Source organism: Stappia sp. G46H5W, from assembly GCF_058448995.1.
The window spans coordinates 112,057-126,113 of the sequence record NZ_JBZFLL010000003.1; the positions used below are offsets into that span (position 1 = coordinate 112,057).

The 14,057-nt window shown below is 66.6% G+C and carries 13 protein-coding genes; 5 read left to right on the forward strand and 8 right to left on the reverse strand.

Annotation, left to right across the window (positions count from 1 at the left end; all coding sequences use genetic code 11):
- Positions 1–78 precede the first annotated feature (78 nt).
- The 6 genes from ttcA to ACVJ6E_RS10790 all read right to left on the reverse strand — a co-directional run bounded on the left by ttcA (position 79) and on the right by ACVJ6E_RS10790 (position 6,722).
- Positions 79–1,011 carry a tRNA 2-thiocytidine(32) synthetase TtcA gene (gene ttcA, locus ACVJ6E_RS10765; RefSeq protein WP_120267308.1) on the reverse strand — a complete coding sequence of 311 codons (933 nt, stop codon included), beginning with the start codon at positions 1,009–1,011 and terminating at the stop codon, positions 79–81.
- Between the two features lie 113 nt (positions 1,012–1,124).
- On the reverse strand, positions 1,125–2,921 hold the full coding sequence (locus ACVJ6E_RS10770; protein ID WP_120267307.1) for a diguanylate cyclase: 1,797 nt from the start codon (positions 2,919–2,921) through the stop codon (positions 1,125–1,127).
- 182 nt (positions 2,922–3,103) lie between these two features.
- Positions 3,104–4,075, reverse strand: coding sequence for an MBL fold metallo-hydrolase (locus ACVJ6E_RS10775; protein ID WP_158592613.1), 972 nt, complete (start codon positions 4,073–4,075; stop codon positions 3,104–3,106).
- 181 nt (positions 4,076–4,256) lie between these two features.
- Positions 4,257–4,874 (reverse strand): 30S ribosomal protein S4, encoded by a 618-nt coding sequence (gene rpsD, locus ACVJ6E_RS10780; RefSeq protein ID WP_067216920.1) that lies wholly within the window; start codon positions 4,872–4,874, stop codon positions 4,257–4,259.
- Between the two features lie 195 nt (positions 4,875–5,069).
- Positions 5,070–5,891 carry a glutamate racemase gene (gene murI, locus ACVJ6E_RS10785; RefSeq protein WP_120267305.1) on the reverse strand — a complete coding sequence of 274 codons (822 nt, stop codon included), beginning with the start codon at positions 5,889–5,891 and terminating at the stop codon, positions 5,070–5,072.
- A 45-nt stretch (positions 5,892–5,936) separates the two neighbouring features.
- Positions 5,937–6,722, reverse strand: a complete 786-nt coding sequence (locus tag ACVJ6E_RS10790) for an RNA methyltransferase (RefSeq protein ID WP_120267304.1) — start codon at positions 6,720–6,722, stop codon at positions 5,937–5,939.
- 237 nt (positions 6,723–6,959) lie between these two features.
- Between ACVJ6E_RS10790 and ACVJ6E_RS10795 the strand changes: the two genes are divergently transcribed.
- Entirely contained in the window at positions 6,960–7,529 is a 570-nt protein-coding gene (locus ACVJ6E_RS10795; protein WP_120267303.1) for an HdeD family acid-resistance protein, read from the forward strand.
- A 75-nt stretch (positions 7,530–7,604) separates the two neighbouring features.
- Here ACVJ6E_RS10795 and ACVJ6E_RS10800 read toward each other — a convergent pair whose 3' ends face one another.
- On the reverse strand, positions 7,605–8,984 hold the full coding sequence (locus ACVJ6E_RS10800) for a sensor histidine kinase (RefSeq protein ID WP_491676469.1): 1,380 nt from the start codon (positions 8,982–8,984) through the stop codon (positions 7,605–7,607).
- 148 nt (positions 8,985–9,132) lie between these two features.
- Entirely contained in the window at positions 9,133–9,702 is a 570-nt protein-coding gene (locus ACVJ6E_RS10805) for a molybdopterin-dependent oxidoreductase (RefSeq protein WP_158592611.1), read from the reverse strand.
- Between the two features lie 261 nt (positions 9,703–9,963).
- On the opposite strand from ACVJ6E_RS10805, the gene ACVJ6E_RS10810 reads away from it, so the two are divergent.
- The 4 genes from ACVJ6E_RS10810 (at position 9,964) to ACVJ6E_RS10825 (ending at position 14,026) form a co-directional block, all read left to right on the forward strand.
- On the forward strand, positions 9,964–11,178 hold the full coding sequence (locus ACVJ6E_RS10810) for an NADP-dependent isocitrate dehydrogenase (protein ID WP_120267300.1): 1,215 nt from the start codon (positions 9,964–9,966) through the stop codon (positions 11,176–11,178).
- Between the two features lie 182 nt (positions 11,179–11,360).
- Entirely contained in the window at positions 11,361–11,807 is a 447-nt protein-coding gene (locus ACVJ6E_RS10815; RefSeq protein WP_120267299.1) for a hypothetical protein, read from the forward strand.
- Between the two features lie 127 nt (positions 11,808–11,934).
- Entirely contained in the window at positions 11,935–12,804 is an 870-nt protein-coding gene (locus ACVJ6E_RS10820) for a cupin-like domain-containing protein (protein WP_120267298.1), read from the forward strand.
- A gap of 4 nt (positions 12,805–12,808) precedes the next feature.
- Positions 12,809–14,026: a GNAT family N-acetyltransferase gene (locus tag ACVJ6E_RS10825; protein ID WP_158592610.1), complete on the forward strand. Its 1,218-nt coding sequence runs from the start codon at positions 12,809–12,811 to the stop codon at positions 14,024–14,026.
- Positions 14,027–14,057 lie beyond the last annotated feature (31 nt).

Sequence of the window (14,057 nt, forward strand, 5' to 3'; positions counted from 1 at the left end):
CGCGCCGCGACGGACGCAAAAGAAAGCCGCGGCCGGGAGGCGGTCCTCCCGGCGCGGGCAGCGGTCTGGAAGGGTCGGTTATTCGGCGGCGAACAGCGTCCGCGTCATGGCAAGGCCGGCAGCGCAGGGCTCCTCCGCCTCGCCGCCGGACGCTGCCGCATCGGCAGCACCAGGACGTATACCGGCGAAATCGAACAGCTGGATGTCATGCAGATGCGAGGGGCGAACCTGCGTCAGCGCCTTGGCCATGGTGGCAAGGCGGCCGGGGCTCTCCTGCTCCCAGCCCTGCAGCATGCGCTTGACCTCGGCACGCTGCAGCCCGTCCTGGCTGCCGCACAGGTCGCACGGGATGATCGGGAACTCCATCGCACGGGCAAAGCGCGCGATGTCGTCCTCCGCGCAGGCGATCAGCGGCCGCAGGACCATCAGGTCGCCCTCGTCATTGACCAGCTTCGCCGGCATGGACGACAGCCGCCCGCCGTGGAAGAGGTTCATGAACAGGGTCTCCAGCGCATCCTCGCGGTGATGGCCCAGCACCACCGCCTGACACCCCTCCTCACGCGCCGTGCGGTAGAGCAGGCCCCGGCGCAGCCGCGAACAGAGTGAGCAATAGGTGCGCCCTTCCGGGATCTTCGAGGTGACGATGGAATAGGTGTCCTGCCGCACGATCCGGTGCGGGATGCCGTTTTCGCTCAGGAACTGGGGCAGGATGTGCGAGGGGAAGCCCGGCTGGCCCTGGTCGAGATTGCAGGCGAGCAGATCCACCGGCAGCAGCCCGCGCCACTGCAGCTCCAGCAGGACGGCCAGCAGCGTGTAGCTGTCCTTGCCGCCCGACAGGCAGACGAGCCAGCGCGGCCGCTCGCCGCTAGCCTCCACCATGGCATGGCGGGCGATGGTCTCGCGCGTCTCGCGCAGCAGCCGCTTGCGCAGCTTCTTGAAGCCGACCGAGGACGGCGCGTTGCGATAGAGCGCGAGAACGTCGCTCTCCACACTGTCGGCAAGGTCGTTCATGGCTCGCGAGCGCCCCGGCTGGCTGTCACAAAGGTATCGATGATCCCGCTGGAATAGCGCCTTGCGCCCTCCACGCCAAGCGGAAAGCCGCGACGGCTCTCTCCAACCGCGCCTCAGGCTTCGCCGGCGGGCAGAGCCACACTCTCGTCGCCAAGGGTCTGGTTGCGGCCCGAGGCCTTGGCCGCGAACAGCGCGGCATCGGCACGGCTGCGCACCGTGTCCACGCTCTTGCCGCCGCGATTGTCGGCCATGCCGATGGACACGGTAATGGTGCCGAGGATCCGCCCGGCATGGGAGAGCGTCAGCGTTGCCATGCGCGTGCGGATGTGCTCGGCGATCCGGTAAGCCTCCTCCTTCGAGACCTTCGGCAGCAGCACCGCGAACTCCTCGCCGCCGAAGCGATAGCACACGCCCCGGTCGCCGACGATGTCGGTGAGAATGCCGCCCACGGTCTGCAGCACCGTGTCGCCCGCATCGTGACCGAACTCGTCGTTGAACCGCTTGAAGTGGTCGATATCGATCACGAAGCAGGTCAGCTCCGGCTCACCCTCCTCGCGCGCCCAGCACGCCAGCGCCTCGTCGAGGGACCGGCGGTTGAGCAGGCCGGTCAGCGGATCGCGCACAGCCAGCCGGGTCAAGCGCTCGCGCAGCTGCAGGTTGGCCACCGCCAGCGCGACGTTTTCGCCGATCATACCGAGATAGGCCTGATACTCGCGGATCGTCCCCGGATTGCCCGACACGTCGGCAAAGGACAGCAGGCCGAGCGTGTCGCCATGGGCGCTCAGGGGAATGCACAGGATCGAGTCAGATGCCTTCGCCAGATGCCGGCACTCCACGTCGTCATGCTTGCTGGTGCTGTGATGCGGCTGGCCGCGGCGCAGGCCCCAGCACTCTTCCGGGCTGAAGTTCGCCGCCATCTCGTCCGGCAACTGCCAGGCCCCCAGCCGGGACAATTCGGTGTTGGCTTCATTGCGCACGAACAGGGCACCGCCGAGCTCGGGGAAAATCTGCGGCGAGAAGCGCCCCACCACCTCGGCGATCTCCGGCACTCTCTGGCAGGCCTGCATCCGGTGCATCATCTGCAGGATCAGGTCCTTCATCTTCAGGTCGCGGCGACGCTCGGCGTCGAGCCGCTCGCGCTCCAACCCGTTTTCCCGGAAGACACGGATCGCCGAGGTCAGCTCGCCGATCTCGTCGCTGCGCCCGTCATGCGGCACTTCGACGGCGAAGTCCTGGGTCGCCAGCCGCTTGACGATGCCGGTCATCTGGGTGAGCGGCACGGAGACCCTCCGCCGCAGCACAAAATAGAGCACGGCGAGGAAAACCACCGCCGTAAGCGCGAGGAGAACGCGGGCGATCATACCCAGCCAGTCGGCCCAGATCTGCGCCCGCTGAAGCTCGAGGCCGGTGCGCTGGTCCACCATGGTGCGGAAGCGCTCGACATCGCCGACCAGGCGCACATGCTGGCTGTAATGTTCGTCGCCGAACAAGGCATCGCGCGCAGCCTGCACGTTGCCCGAGCGGTAGGTCTCGACGGCGGTTGTCTCGATCTCCTCCAGCCGATCGACGGTCGCCGCGATCCGCTCCAGCAGCTCCAGTTCCTCGCCGCTCGCCCCGAGGCTCCCGGCCTGGCGCGCCAGCGCCTCCAACCGGTGCTCCTCTTCGTTCACCCGCTCGAAGACCGCCAGATGCGCCGGATCGTCCCGCATCACGTAAAGCCGCGCCTCGTCGGTGCGCAACTCGGCGTCGACCTCCAGCTGCGCGCCGAGATCGTTCAGCGCCATGTGCACTTCCACCGAGCGCCGCTCGGCCGCGGCCATACGGTCGGACACGATGAAGGCAATGCCGGACAGGGCAGTGAGCAGGAGCGTCACCGCATAGGCCAGATTGGTGATGGTGCTGATCTTCATGGGACGTACCCGGAGGCTGGCGACACGGGATCTCGCCATAGCACCAGCAGTCTAACCGAAAAACCGCCAATCGCCCCCCAAGGGCTGCTCCCGGCGATTTCGGCAGCAATCGGAAGCTTTTTTCGCCGCGAGCGGCAGAACGATCACAGGCCGGAGCGGCGCGGCGCTCCGGCCCGTCGATCTCAAGAGGCGGGAACGTAGCGCCAGGCGCCGTCCTTGGCCTCCGCCCGGCCGACGCCCGGCCACGGCAGGTGGTAGCCGATGAGCAACAGCTCGTCGGTCGCAGCGCGGTCGAGCAGCTGCTTGCGCGTTGCCGCCGCAACCTCCGGCAACTGGTCGGTGCTCGGTTGCCAGTCGGGCCGCGCGAAGGACACTGCCGGATGCGTCAGCGCATCGCCCAGCACCAGCAGCTGCTGTCCGCCATCCTCCACCAGAACGGACATGTGGCCCGGCGTGTGGCCCGGCGTCGCGATCATCGTCACACCCGATACGACGACGTGGTCCGCACCGACGCGCTCGGTCTTCTCCGCCACCGCACCGAGATTGCGCTGCGCGCCGAGCGCGAAGGAATGCAGCTCTTCCGGATTGCCGGAGATGAAATCCGGATCCATCCAGAAATCCCATTCCGCCGCGCCGATCAGATAGCCGGCATTGGGGAAGCGCTCGGTCTCGTCGAAATCGTCGATGATTCCCCACACGTGATCGGGATGCCCATGGGTCAACACCACATGCGTCACCGCCTCGCGGTCGATCCCGGCCTCGTCGAAGCTGTCGGCGAGTTGGCCGGCGCTCTCGAAGAAGTTCATCCCCGCGCCCGTATCGACCAGAACCAGGGCATCGCCCCGGCGGATCAAGGTGATGTTGAGCGCGCTGGCCCGTGTGTTCGGATCATCGCCATTCGCCTGCAGGAAGGCGGAGCGCTCGGCCTCCGGAACGTTTGAGGCAACCGTCGAGGCCGGCAGCGACAGCCCGCCGTCGCTGAGCACGATGATCTCGCTGTCGCCGAGCTGGAAGGAATGCGCCTTCGGCTCCGCACGGGCGCGTGTGGCGGCCATTGGAACGGCCAGCCCTGCCCCGGTCAGAATCAGTCCGGTGCGAAGCGTTGCCGGCGCGGCCAGTCCGCCGCCCAGAAATGCACGTCTTGAAAAGCTCACGGCGCATCCTCCCATTTTTCGACATCATATTCGAACCAAGGAATATGAAAAGCCGAAAGCGGATGCGGATGCCGGGAGCGATGGAGAAGGGAATCACCGCGCCCGGAAAACAAGGGGCGTAAAAACAAAGGGGCGCGCCGATGGCGCGCCCCTCAAAGGCCTGGCGGTCCTTGTCAAAAAATCAACGCGAGTAGAACTCGACGATGAGGTTCGGCTCCATCTGAACCGGGTACGGCACGTCGCTCAGCGTCGGGACGCGCGAGAAGGTCGCGGTCATCTTGCTGTGGTCGGCGGTGACGTAGTCCGGCACATCGCGCTCCGCCAGCTGGACTGACTCGAGCACGGTGACGAGCTGACGCGACTTCTCGCGAACCTCGATCAGGTCGCCCGGGTTGCAACGGTAGCTCGCGATGTTGACGCGGCGGCCGTTGACCTTGACGTGACCGTGGTTGATGAACTGGCGGGCGGCGAAGACGGTCGGAACGAACTTCGCGCGGTAGATCACCGCGTCGAGACGGCGCTCGAGCAGGCCGATCAGGTTCTCCGAGGTGTCACCCTTCATCCGCGAGGCTTCCACGTAGATCTTGTGGAACTGCTTCTCGGAGATGTTGCCGTAGTAGCCCTTGAGCTTCTGCTTGGCGCGCAGCTGCACGCCGAAGTCGGAGAGCTTGCCCTTGCGGCGCTGGCCGTGCTGGCCCGGGCCGTACTCGCGGCGGTTGGCCGGAGACTTCGGACGACCCCAGATGTTTTCGCCCATCCGGCGGTCAATCTTGTACTTTACACCATGGCGCTTCGACATGCGCGGTTCCCTCGTTGTGTTTGCATTCTTGCAAGGAAACGCGACCTCCTCTCCTCATTTCCCGTAATTGGAAAATCAGGCGACAGGATCCCCGGCCAACAGCGCCGGCGCGGGGCTCCACGGTAGCGTGAAATGCAAAGCGGGCCGACTGGGCCCGCAAAGCGAGAGGATGCCTACTCCAAAGCCGTCTTCGAGTCAAACGCTCGATGCCGCCTCCTGGCCGGAAATCGCCAGCGTTTCCGCCGAAAGCAGCTCCAGCACCGCAGACAGGTCGCGGCCCGAGGTGGCAAGCGCCCGCGCCGGCGCGCCAGCGCCCTCCTCGCCGGTCGCCGCCCCGCTGGCGAGCAGAACGTCGCGCAGGCGCCGGGCGATGGCGGGCGCCGGATCGAGCCAGTCCACCGGCCAGGGCGCGATCTGCGCCATGCGCGGCGCCAGCAGCGGGAAATGCGTGCAGGCAAGCACCACCACATCGGTGCGCCGGCCGTTCTTTTCCACGAAACAGGGAGCGATCTCGGCCGCCAGCACCGCCGGATCGAGATGCCCGCGCAGCAAGGCCTCCTCGGCAAGGCCGGCAAGCTGCCGCGCCCCCACCAAAGTGATCGCAACATCCGGCGCGAAGCGGTGGATCAGGTCGAACGTGTAGTCGCGCGTGACCGTGCCGGGCGTTGCCAGCACGCTGACGAGGCCCGAGCGCGTGCGCTCCGCCGCCGGCTTGATCGCCGGCACGGTGCCGACGACGGGAATGTCGAGAGCAGCCCGCAGGGGCGGGAGGACCAGGGTCGAGGCCGTATTGCAGGCAATGACCACCGCCGCCGGGTGCAGCTCGCCGGCAAGTCGTGTCACCACATCGGTGCAGTGGCGTGTGAGCGCCTCGGCCTGCCAGGCGCCATAGGGAAAGCCGGCATCGTCCGCCGCATAGACCAGCGGCAGGCCCGGCATCAGCCGCCGGATCTCGCGGGCGACCGTGATGCCGCCGATACCGCTGTCGAAAACGAGGACCGGAGCCGGTTCCGCCATGCCTTCCCCCGGATCAGGACACGGGCGGGCCAATTTGCCCGCGCATCAGCCCCGCGGGCGGGTCGCGCGGCCTTCGAGCGCCGCCACCACCCCGCGCAGGGTCTTCACTTCCTGATCGGTGAGTGAGGCTTTTTGAAGGATGTTGCGCAGGTTGCGGACGATCGACGGGCGCTTCTCCACCGGGCGGAAGAAGTTCACCGTGTCGAGCGCGCCTTCCAGATGCTCGAACAGGCGCACGAGGTCTTCCTTGCTGGCCGGCGGGTTCTGCTCCTCGTCGAGACGGAAGGGCAGCGCCCCGTCATTCGCCTTCAGCCGCCATTCGTAGGCGCAGACCAGGACGGCCTGGGCGATGTTGAGCGAGGCGAAGTCCGGGTCGACCGGCAGGGTGACGATCTCGTCGGCAAGCGCCACCTCGTCGTTGTTGAGGCCCCAGCGCTCGCGGCCGAAGAGATAGCCGGTGCGGGTGCCGCTGGCGCCGAGCCGGGTCGTCGTCACCGCCGCCTCGTCCGGGCCCCGCACGGGCTTGGCGATCTCGCGCGAGCGCGCCGTGGTGGCGAAGACGAAGCCGAGATCGGCAATCGCCGCCTCGACGCTGTCGAACACCTGCACGGCCTCGATCACGTGGTCGGCGCGGCTGGCCGCCGCCCGTGCCTTCTCGCTCGGCCAGCCGTCGCGCGGATTGACCAGGCGCAGGTCGCGCAGGCCGAAATTGGCCATGGCGCGGGCAGCCGTGCCGATGTTCTCGCCGAGCTGCGGCTCGCACAGGATGATGCAGGGCGGGGGCAGGTCGAGGACCCTGGCCGCCGGGTCGATGGTGGCGTTGCGTGTCATGGCGCGCGAGATATCCCAGATTGTCCGGCTTTTCCAGCGCTTGCCGACCCTCCTCCGCCGGCAAGGGCAAAAATTCCGTCGAAGCCTCCCCCCGCTTGCGATAACGTCACACTTTCGGAGCGAAAATGCCCGCTGGCAGGGCTCTCGCGCGCGCCCCGCCCCCGCATCTTCCCGCGCTCCGCCGACGGCAGGGCCACGCCCCGCCTCTTTTTGCGCATCCCACGACAGGATCCCGCCATGACCGACGCCCCCTCCCTGCCCATCACCGAAGCCGTCCGCCAGAAGTGGGGCTGGTTCCTCGCCCTCGGGATCGTGCTTCTCATCGGCGGCATGCTGATGATCGCGCTGCCGCTCGCCAGCTCCATCGCCGTGACGCTGGTCATCGCCATCGTCTTCGCCATCGCCGGCGCGGTGCAGATCTGGCACGCCTTCTCCGTTCCCGGCTGGGGCGGCTTCATCTGGAACATCGCGACCGGCGCCATCGCGCTGGCCGGCGGCATCGCCGTCTATGTCAATCCGATGGTGGGCGCGGCCGCGCTGACGCTGGTCGTCGCCGCGATCCTGCTGGCGCAGGGCATCGCCCAGGTACTGCTGGCGCTGAAGGTCCGTCCGCATGACGGCTGGGGCTGGGTGATGTTCGCCGGCATCATCTCGGTGCTCGCCGGCCTGTGCATCTGGTTCGAGTTCCCCTCCTCCGCCGTCTGGGTGCTCGGACTGCTCGCCGGCGTCTCCGTGCTGATCAACGGCTGGAGCTTCATCGCGATTGCGCTCGCCGCACGCACCATCGGCAAGCGCCTCTCGTCCTGAGACGGCAGAGGCCGGTACGATAACGAACGAAGTGAGATGAGGATCGGGAGGTCGCCGACAAGCCGCCAATAGCGGTTATTCGGCGGCCTCCACCATGTTCGGCAGGCGCGCCACGCCGGGCATGAAGTCGATGCGGAACTCCGAGCCGCGGCCCGGCTCGCTCACCGCATCGATGTCCCAGCCGTGGCGGCGGGCAATCGCCTGGCAGATGGCAAGGCCCATGCCCGTGCCGGCATAGCGGTCGCGCGAATGCAGCCGGCGGAAGGGTTCGAACACCTGCGCCTTGTGCTGCATGTCGAAGCCGATGCCATTGTCGCGGATGACGATGCCGGCGGTCGCCCCGTTGCCGAGCCGTTCTGCCAGCACCTCGACGACCGGCGGCCGGTCGGGATGACTGAACTTGATGGCATTGCCGATCAGGTTCTGGAACAGCTGCTCCAGGAATACCGCATCGCCCGAGAGCACCGCATCGGGGTGATGCAGCACGACCTGAGCCCCGTTCTCGCGGATCAGCTCGGACAGGCTGTCGCGGACGCGCTCGACCAGCTGCTCCAGAGGCACCGCTTCATGCGACAGTTCGCGATCGGAGGCCGCCGAATAGTTCAGCAGGTTGGAGATCAGCGTCTTCGCCCGCCCGGCCGAGGCCTTCATCACATTGGCCGCGTAATCGATGGTCTCGCGGTCCTTGTTGGCGACGCCCTCCAGCAGGAGGTCGCTGAACACGGTGATCTTGCGCACCGGCTCCTTGAGGTCGTGCGAGGCGAGATTGTTGAACTGGGTCAGCCGCTCGTTGGCGGCAAGAAGGTCGGCATTGGCCTGCGCCAGCTCGCTGGTGCGCTCGGCCACGCGCTTCTCCAGCTGCGTCTGCAGCCGCATCAGCCGGCTGCGGTCGCGCAGCAGCAGCAACCCCATGGACACACCGGCAACCAGCAGGCCGACGATCAGCGCCAGCACAAGGTCCACCGTGCGCTTCAGCGCCGCCCGCTGGCGCGAGGCGGCATCGAGCTGCAGTCGGTAAACGGCGGAGCGGAACGAATCGATGGTCGCCTGCAGACCGAGGAAGTCGCTGCGCAGCTTGCGCGCGGCCAGAACGTCGCCCGCGGCGATGGACGGCATCAGGGGATCGGCGGCGCGCAGCACCGCCTCCAGCTCGCCCATCAACGGCACCGAGCCGTTGACCCGCACCAGCTCATGACCCGCCTCGCCCTCATCGAGCCGCATGGCACGGCTCCACAGGATGTCGAACCGCGAGGTCACTTCCTGGCTGTTGAGCGCGCCTCCATCATGGACGATCATCTTGTTGAGCGCATGCATCAGGTCCTGATACTCGACCCCCAGCTGGGCCGTGTACCAGATCAGGCTCTGACGGTATTCGGAGCGGTCCTCGCTGTTCTGGCGATTGAGCGTCGAGACCACGAAGAAAAGCGACGCGCTGATGATGGTGACCCCGATCATCAGAAACACGTAAAGCGTCCGCACCCATCTTGCGCTGAGATCCATGGCCGCCGTCTCGCTCCCGTCTCGCTCGCCCGCGCATGACGCAGGGCCAGTCGTGAAGCTTACAGCCGGGAAACAGGCGAGGAAAGGCTGATTTCAACCAGAACTATCGAGATCGTGAATCCACTACTATGATTTCGCGGATCTGCCAGATCGCACGGGAGTAGTAGAGCTCCTGTCGCAGCTCGTCGTGACCCGACCAGGGATAGATCAGCCAAAGCGGCCCGCGGTCGCGGATGCTCATGTCCTTGCCGTCCACCCGCATGGCCAGAATCACGTCGTAGCTGGCCGCGTCGGAAATCGGGATCTCGACCCGGTAGTTGTTGAGCGCCACCGCCTCGATCCGGTCGCCCTGCGCGCCCACCCGCTCCAGCAGATCGCGAAGCAGCGGTCCCTCGAACAGGGTTTCCTCGGCCATCCAGGGCGTTTCGGTGGTGATCGACTTCATGCCGAGCGCCATCAGCTCACCGCGGGTGAAGCTGACCGGTCCCCCGCCCTCGATCGCCCCGCTCACGACAAGCAGCGTCTGGTCGTGAGCGCGCGCTGCGCCAAGGCCAGGCAGCAGCACGAGGCCGGCCAGGAGCCCGAGCGCCGCGACGAGACGGCTCAGACCCTTGCGGCCGGCAGCGATCCAGCCGTTCCTCGGTCCCTGTATCCGGTCCACCTGCACCGTCACCCTCCGAATCTTTGACAAGGAGATATGCGACGAATAGGCACTTCTCGCAAGCCGTAGAAGGTTGCATCGCTTGATATGGTTTCCAGCCGCACGGCGCACGATTGACGAATGGCTGGCTTTCCGTTTTGCCGGCCCTTTGCTATAGGGGCCGCGCGGTCCCTGCGTCCGGCGGCGCCAACCGGCAACGGCAGGCGCCCGGCAGGGCCGGACGTATCGGCGCATCACACGCGCAAGCCACCCAAGACGCGAGGTCATCTGCACATGGCGAAGATTAAGGTAGTCAATCCGGTCGTCGAACTCGACGGCGACGAGATGACCAGGATCATCTGGCAGTTCATCAAGGACAAGCTGATCCATCCCTATCTCGACATCGACCTGAAGTACTACGACCTTTCGATCGAGAAGCGCGACGAGACGGACGACCAGATCACCGTCGACGCGGCCAATGCCATCAAGAAGTACGGCGTCGGCGTGAAGTGCGCCACGATCACCCCGGACGAGGCCCGCGTCGAGGAATTCAACCTCAAGAAGATGTGGCGTTCGCCGAACGGCACGATCCGCAACATCCTCGGCGGCGTGATCTTCCGCGAGCCGATCATCATGCAGAACGTCCCGCGCCTGGTGCCGGGCTGGACCCAGCCGATCATCGTCGGCCGTCACGCCTTCGGCGACCAGTACCGCGCCACCGACTTCAAGTTCCCGGGCAAGGGCAAGCTGACGGTCAAGTTCGTCGGCGAGGACGGCACCACCATCGAGCACGAAGTGTTCGACGCGCCCTCCTCCGGCGTCGCCATGGCGATGTACAACCTCGACGATTCGATCCGCGATTTTGCCCGCGCTTCGATGAACTACGCCCTGCAGCGCAGCGTGCCGTGCTACCTGTCGACCAAGAACACCATCCTCAAGGCCTATGACGGGCGCTTCAAGGATATCTTCCAGGAAGTGTACGACGCCGAGTTCAAGTCGGCCTTCGAAGCCAAGAAGATCTGGTACGAGCACCGCCTGATCGACGACATGGTCGCCGCCGCGCTGAAGTGGTCGGGCGGCTACGTCTGGGCCTGCAAGAACTACGACGGCGACGTCCAGTCCGACATCGTTGCCCAGGGCTTCGGCTCGCTCGGCCTGATGACCTCGGTCCTGATGACCCCGGACGGCCAGACGGTGGAAGCGGAAGCCGCCCACGGCACCGTGACCCGTCACTATCGCCAGCACCAGCGCGGCGAGGAGACCTCGACCAACCCGATCGCGTCGATCTTCGCCTGGACCCGTGGCCTTGCACACCGTGCCAAGCTCGACGACAACAAGGAGCTGGCGAACTTCGCCGCGACCCTGGAGAAGGTCTGCATCGACACCGTCGAGTCCGGTCACATGACCAAGGACCTGGCGCTGCTCGTCGGCCCGGACCAGAAGTGGCTGACCACCAACGGTTTCCTCGACAAGATCGACGAGAACCTGAAGAAGGCGATGGCTGCCTGAGCAGCCGCCTGACCGGCAGCCCGAACGACGGGCTGCCGGCGACTTCGCGAAAGGCGTCCCTTGCGGGCGCCTTTTTGCATTTTCAGAGGTGTTTTGCCGGGTTGCCCGGCATGCGGACCGCGACGTGAGGCGCCCAACCCGCTAGCATGGCTTCATCATTCCCGTCAGGAGTCCTTGTCCCGATGATTGCTCGCACTCCCGCGCTTACCCGGCTGGCCGCTGCCATCCTCACCCTCGTCGCCCTTGCCCTTCCCCTCCCCGCCGCCGCGCAAGGCGCCTACGAACCGGCCCGCGGCACGCCCGAGCGCGCGGCGCTGATGGATGCGGTCCGGCCGCTGGTCGAGGTGCGCGTCGGCGGTCCGGTGCAGTTCGTGGTGGATCGCCTGCAGGTCTCCGGCGACTGGGCCTTCGCCATTCTCGACCCGCAGCACCCCGGCGGCGCGCAGATCGACCCGGCCAAGACGATCTATGGCGAGGACGCGGAGTACATGGACGGCCTGCGCACCTTCGCTCTTCTCGTGCGTGCCAATGGCCGCTGGAACATCGTCGATTATGCCGTCGGCCCGACCGACGCCTTTTGGGACGGCAACCCGCTCTATCGCAACATCCCGCAAGGTCTGCTGCCGTAAGCGCGACAAGTCCTTGTTTACCAACACGATAAATTGACGTGATATCCGTGGCCCAATCTGCCGGATTGAACCCATCTTCACCTGTGCGCGGCATCTTGTACGAAAGTCGTAGCTGGAGAGGGGAGCAATGACGAAACTCGGATTGCCGGAAAACATCACGGAGATCTGGGACAGGGAGATCGTCCGCGTCACGCACGACCTCCCTGACAACCCGCTGTTCTCGGACGAGGCCCTGACCGAGCTCGTCGCCAACAACCCGGACGCCGTGCGCGAAATCGCCACGATGGACACCAGCGTCGAGGACAAGAGCCGCTGGCGGGCGAGCGACATCTCCCCCGATGACCCGCAGGGCCTGTTCGATGCGGTGCGCAGCGGCGCGCTGTGGGTGAATATCGGCCATGTCGGCGGGCGCGATGCGCGCTACCAGGCGCTGATCGACGACATCATGGACCAGATCGACGCGGCCGTACCGGGCCCGGCCAGCTACAGCCGCCAGATCGGCATCCTGATTTCCTCGCCCCGCGCCCGCGTCTACTACCATGCCGACGTGCCGGGCCAGGGGCTGATCCACATCCGCGGCGAAAAGCGCATCTGGCTCTATCCCGGCCACGAACCCTATCTGAAGCCGGAGGAACTGGAGCGCGTGGTGACAGCAGTCACCGCCGAGGAGATCAGCTACGACCCCGCCTACGACGAGGCTGCAACGGTCATCGACCTGACTCCGGGCACCGCCCTGTTCTGGCCGCTGAACTGGCCGCACCGGGTCGTCAATGCCGACAGCCTCAACGTGTCGGCGACGGTGGAGTACCACACGCCGAAGACACGCCGGCATTTCGCGGTCAACTATGCCAATGGCGTGCTGCGCCACGGTCTTGGCCTGCGGCCGCGTTCGCGCGCCACCAGCGGCGCCGGCTTCTGGGGCAAGGCGGCCTTCGGCTATGCCTGCCGCAAGTCCGGCCTTGCCAAGCGCCTGCTCCAGTCCGCCAAGGGAGGCTGACCCCATGGCGCATGCCGGCCGGCCGGTCGCCCGTCGCTTCGATACCATCCACGATCCCGGCCTCGTCGAGCGATGGACGAAGCTGGAGGAAAGCGGTTGCACGACCGGTTTCCTCAGCCTCGATTTCGCCCGCTCCATGGAGGACGGGCTGACGCCCGAGCGGCCGGGCGCGCCGCTCTATATCGCGATCGACGACGGGCAGACGGGCGCCCCCTTGATGATCGTGCCGCTGCTCGCCGACACGGTTTTCGGCGTGCGCCGCCTCGAGTTTCTCGACTACGGCATCGTCGACTATCACTTTCCGCTGGTCGATCCGAAGGCCTGCACCGATCCGCAGAGTTTTGCCGCCATGCGCCAGGCCTTCGCCGCCGCGCTGCCGCCGCACGATATCCTGCTGTTTTCCAAGGTGATCCGCGAATATCGCGGCGTGCCGAATCCGCTGTGGACCGACGGCCGGCTCATCGAGATCGGGGAAGGTGCCTCGCGCATCGAGCTCGACCCGGACAGCCTGGAGCGGGCGCAGAGGAACCACTCCGTCTATCCGAAGATGGCAAAGCAGCGCACGCGGCTGGAAAAGCTGCCGGGCTTCGAGATCGTCGAAGCCACGACCGCTTGCGAGATCGACCAGATCCTCGGCGTCATGGCCCGCCAGCGCCGGAAGCGCATGTCGGCCCAGGGCATTCCTGACCTCTTCCAGGATCCGGCGGTCTTCGCCCATTACCGCCGCCTGGCGATGAGCGGATGCAAGGACGGGCGGGTCCTGCTGCTCGGCTTGCGGGTCGGCGACACGTGGCTGGCGACCAGCTACTGCCTGTGTCATCAGGGCGTCGTCACGGGCGTCCTGTGCTCGCTCGACGAAGGCCCCTATCGCAAGCACTCGCCCGGCCTGATCGCCACGATCCTCGAGATCGAATGGGGCAAACGCCACGGCTTTGCGCTCTACGACTTCGGCGCCGGCAGCTATGGCTACAAGGACCGCTTCGGCGGCCGCCATCGCGTGATCAAGACGCTCGGCGTTCCCGCGACCCTGCGCGGCACGGCCTGTCTTGCGGCCTGCCGCACGCGGATCGCCCTTCGCCTCTGGCTCCGGCACCGGCCCGCCCTGGCCCGGACCGTGCGCCGGGCCAAGAGCCTGATCGCCGCCGCCATCGGCCGCGGCCGGGACCTGCAAAACGGGGTCGGCAGACGCGCCTGGATCCTGCTGCTCGGCTGTCCCCTGTAGCCTTCGGAGAGAACACGCCTTCGCGCCGGAC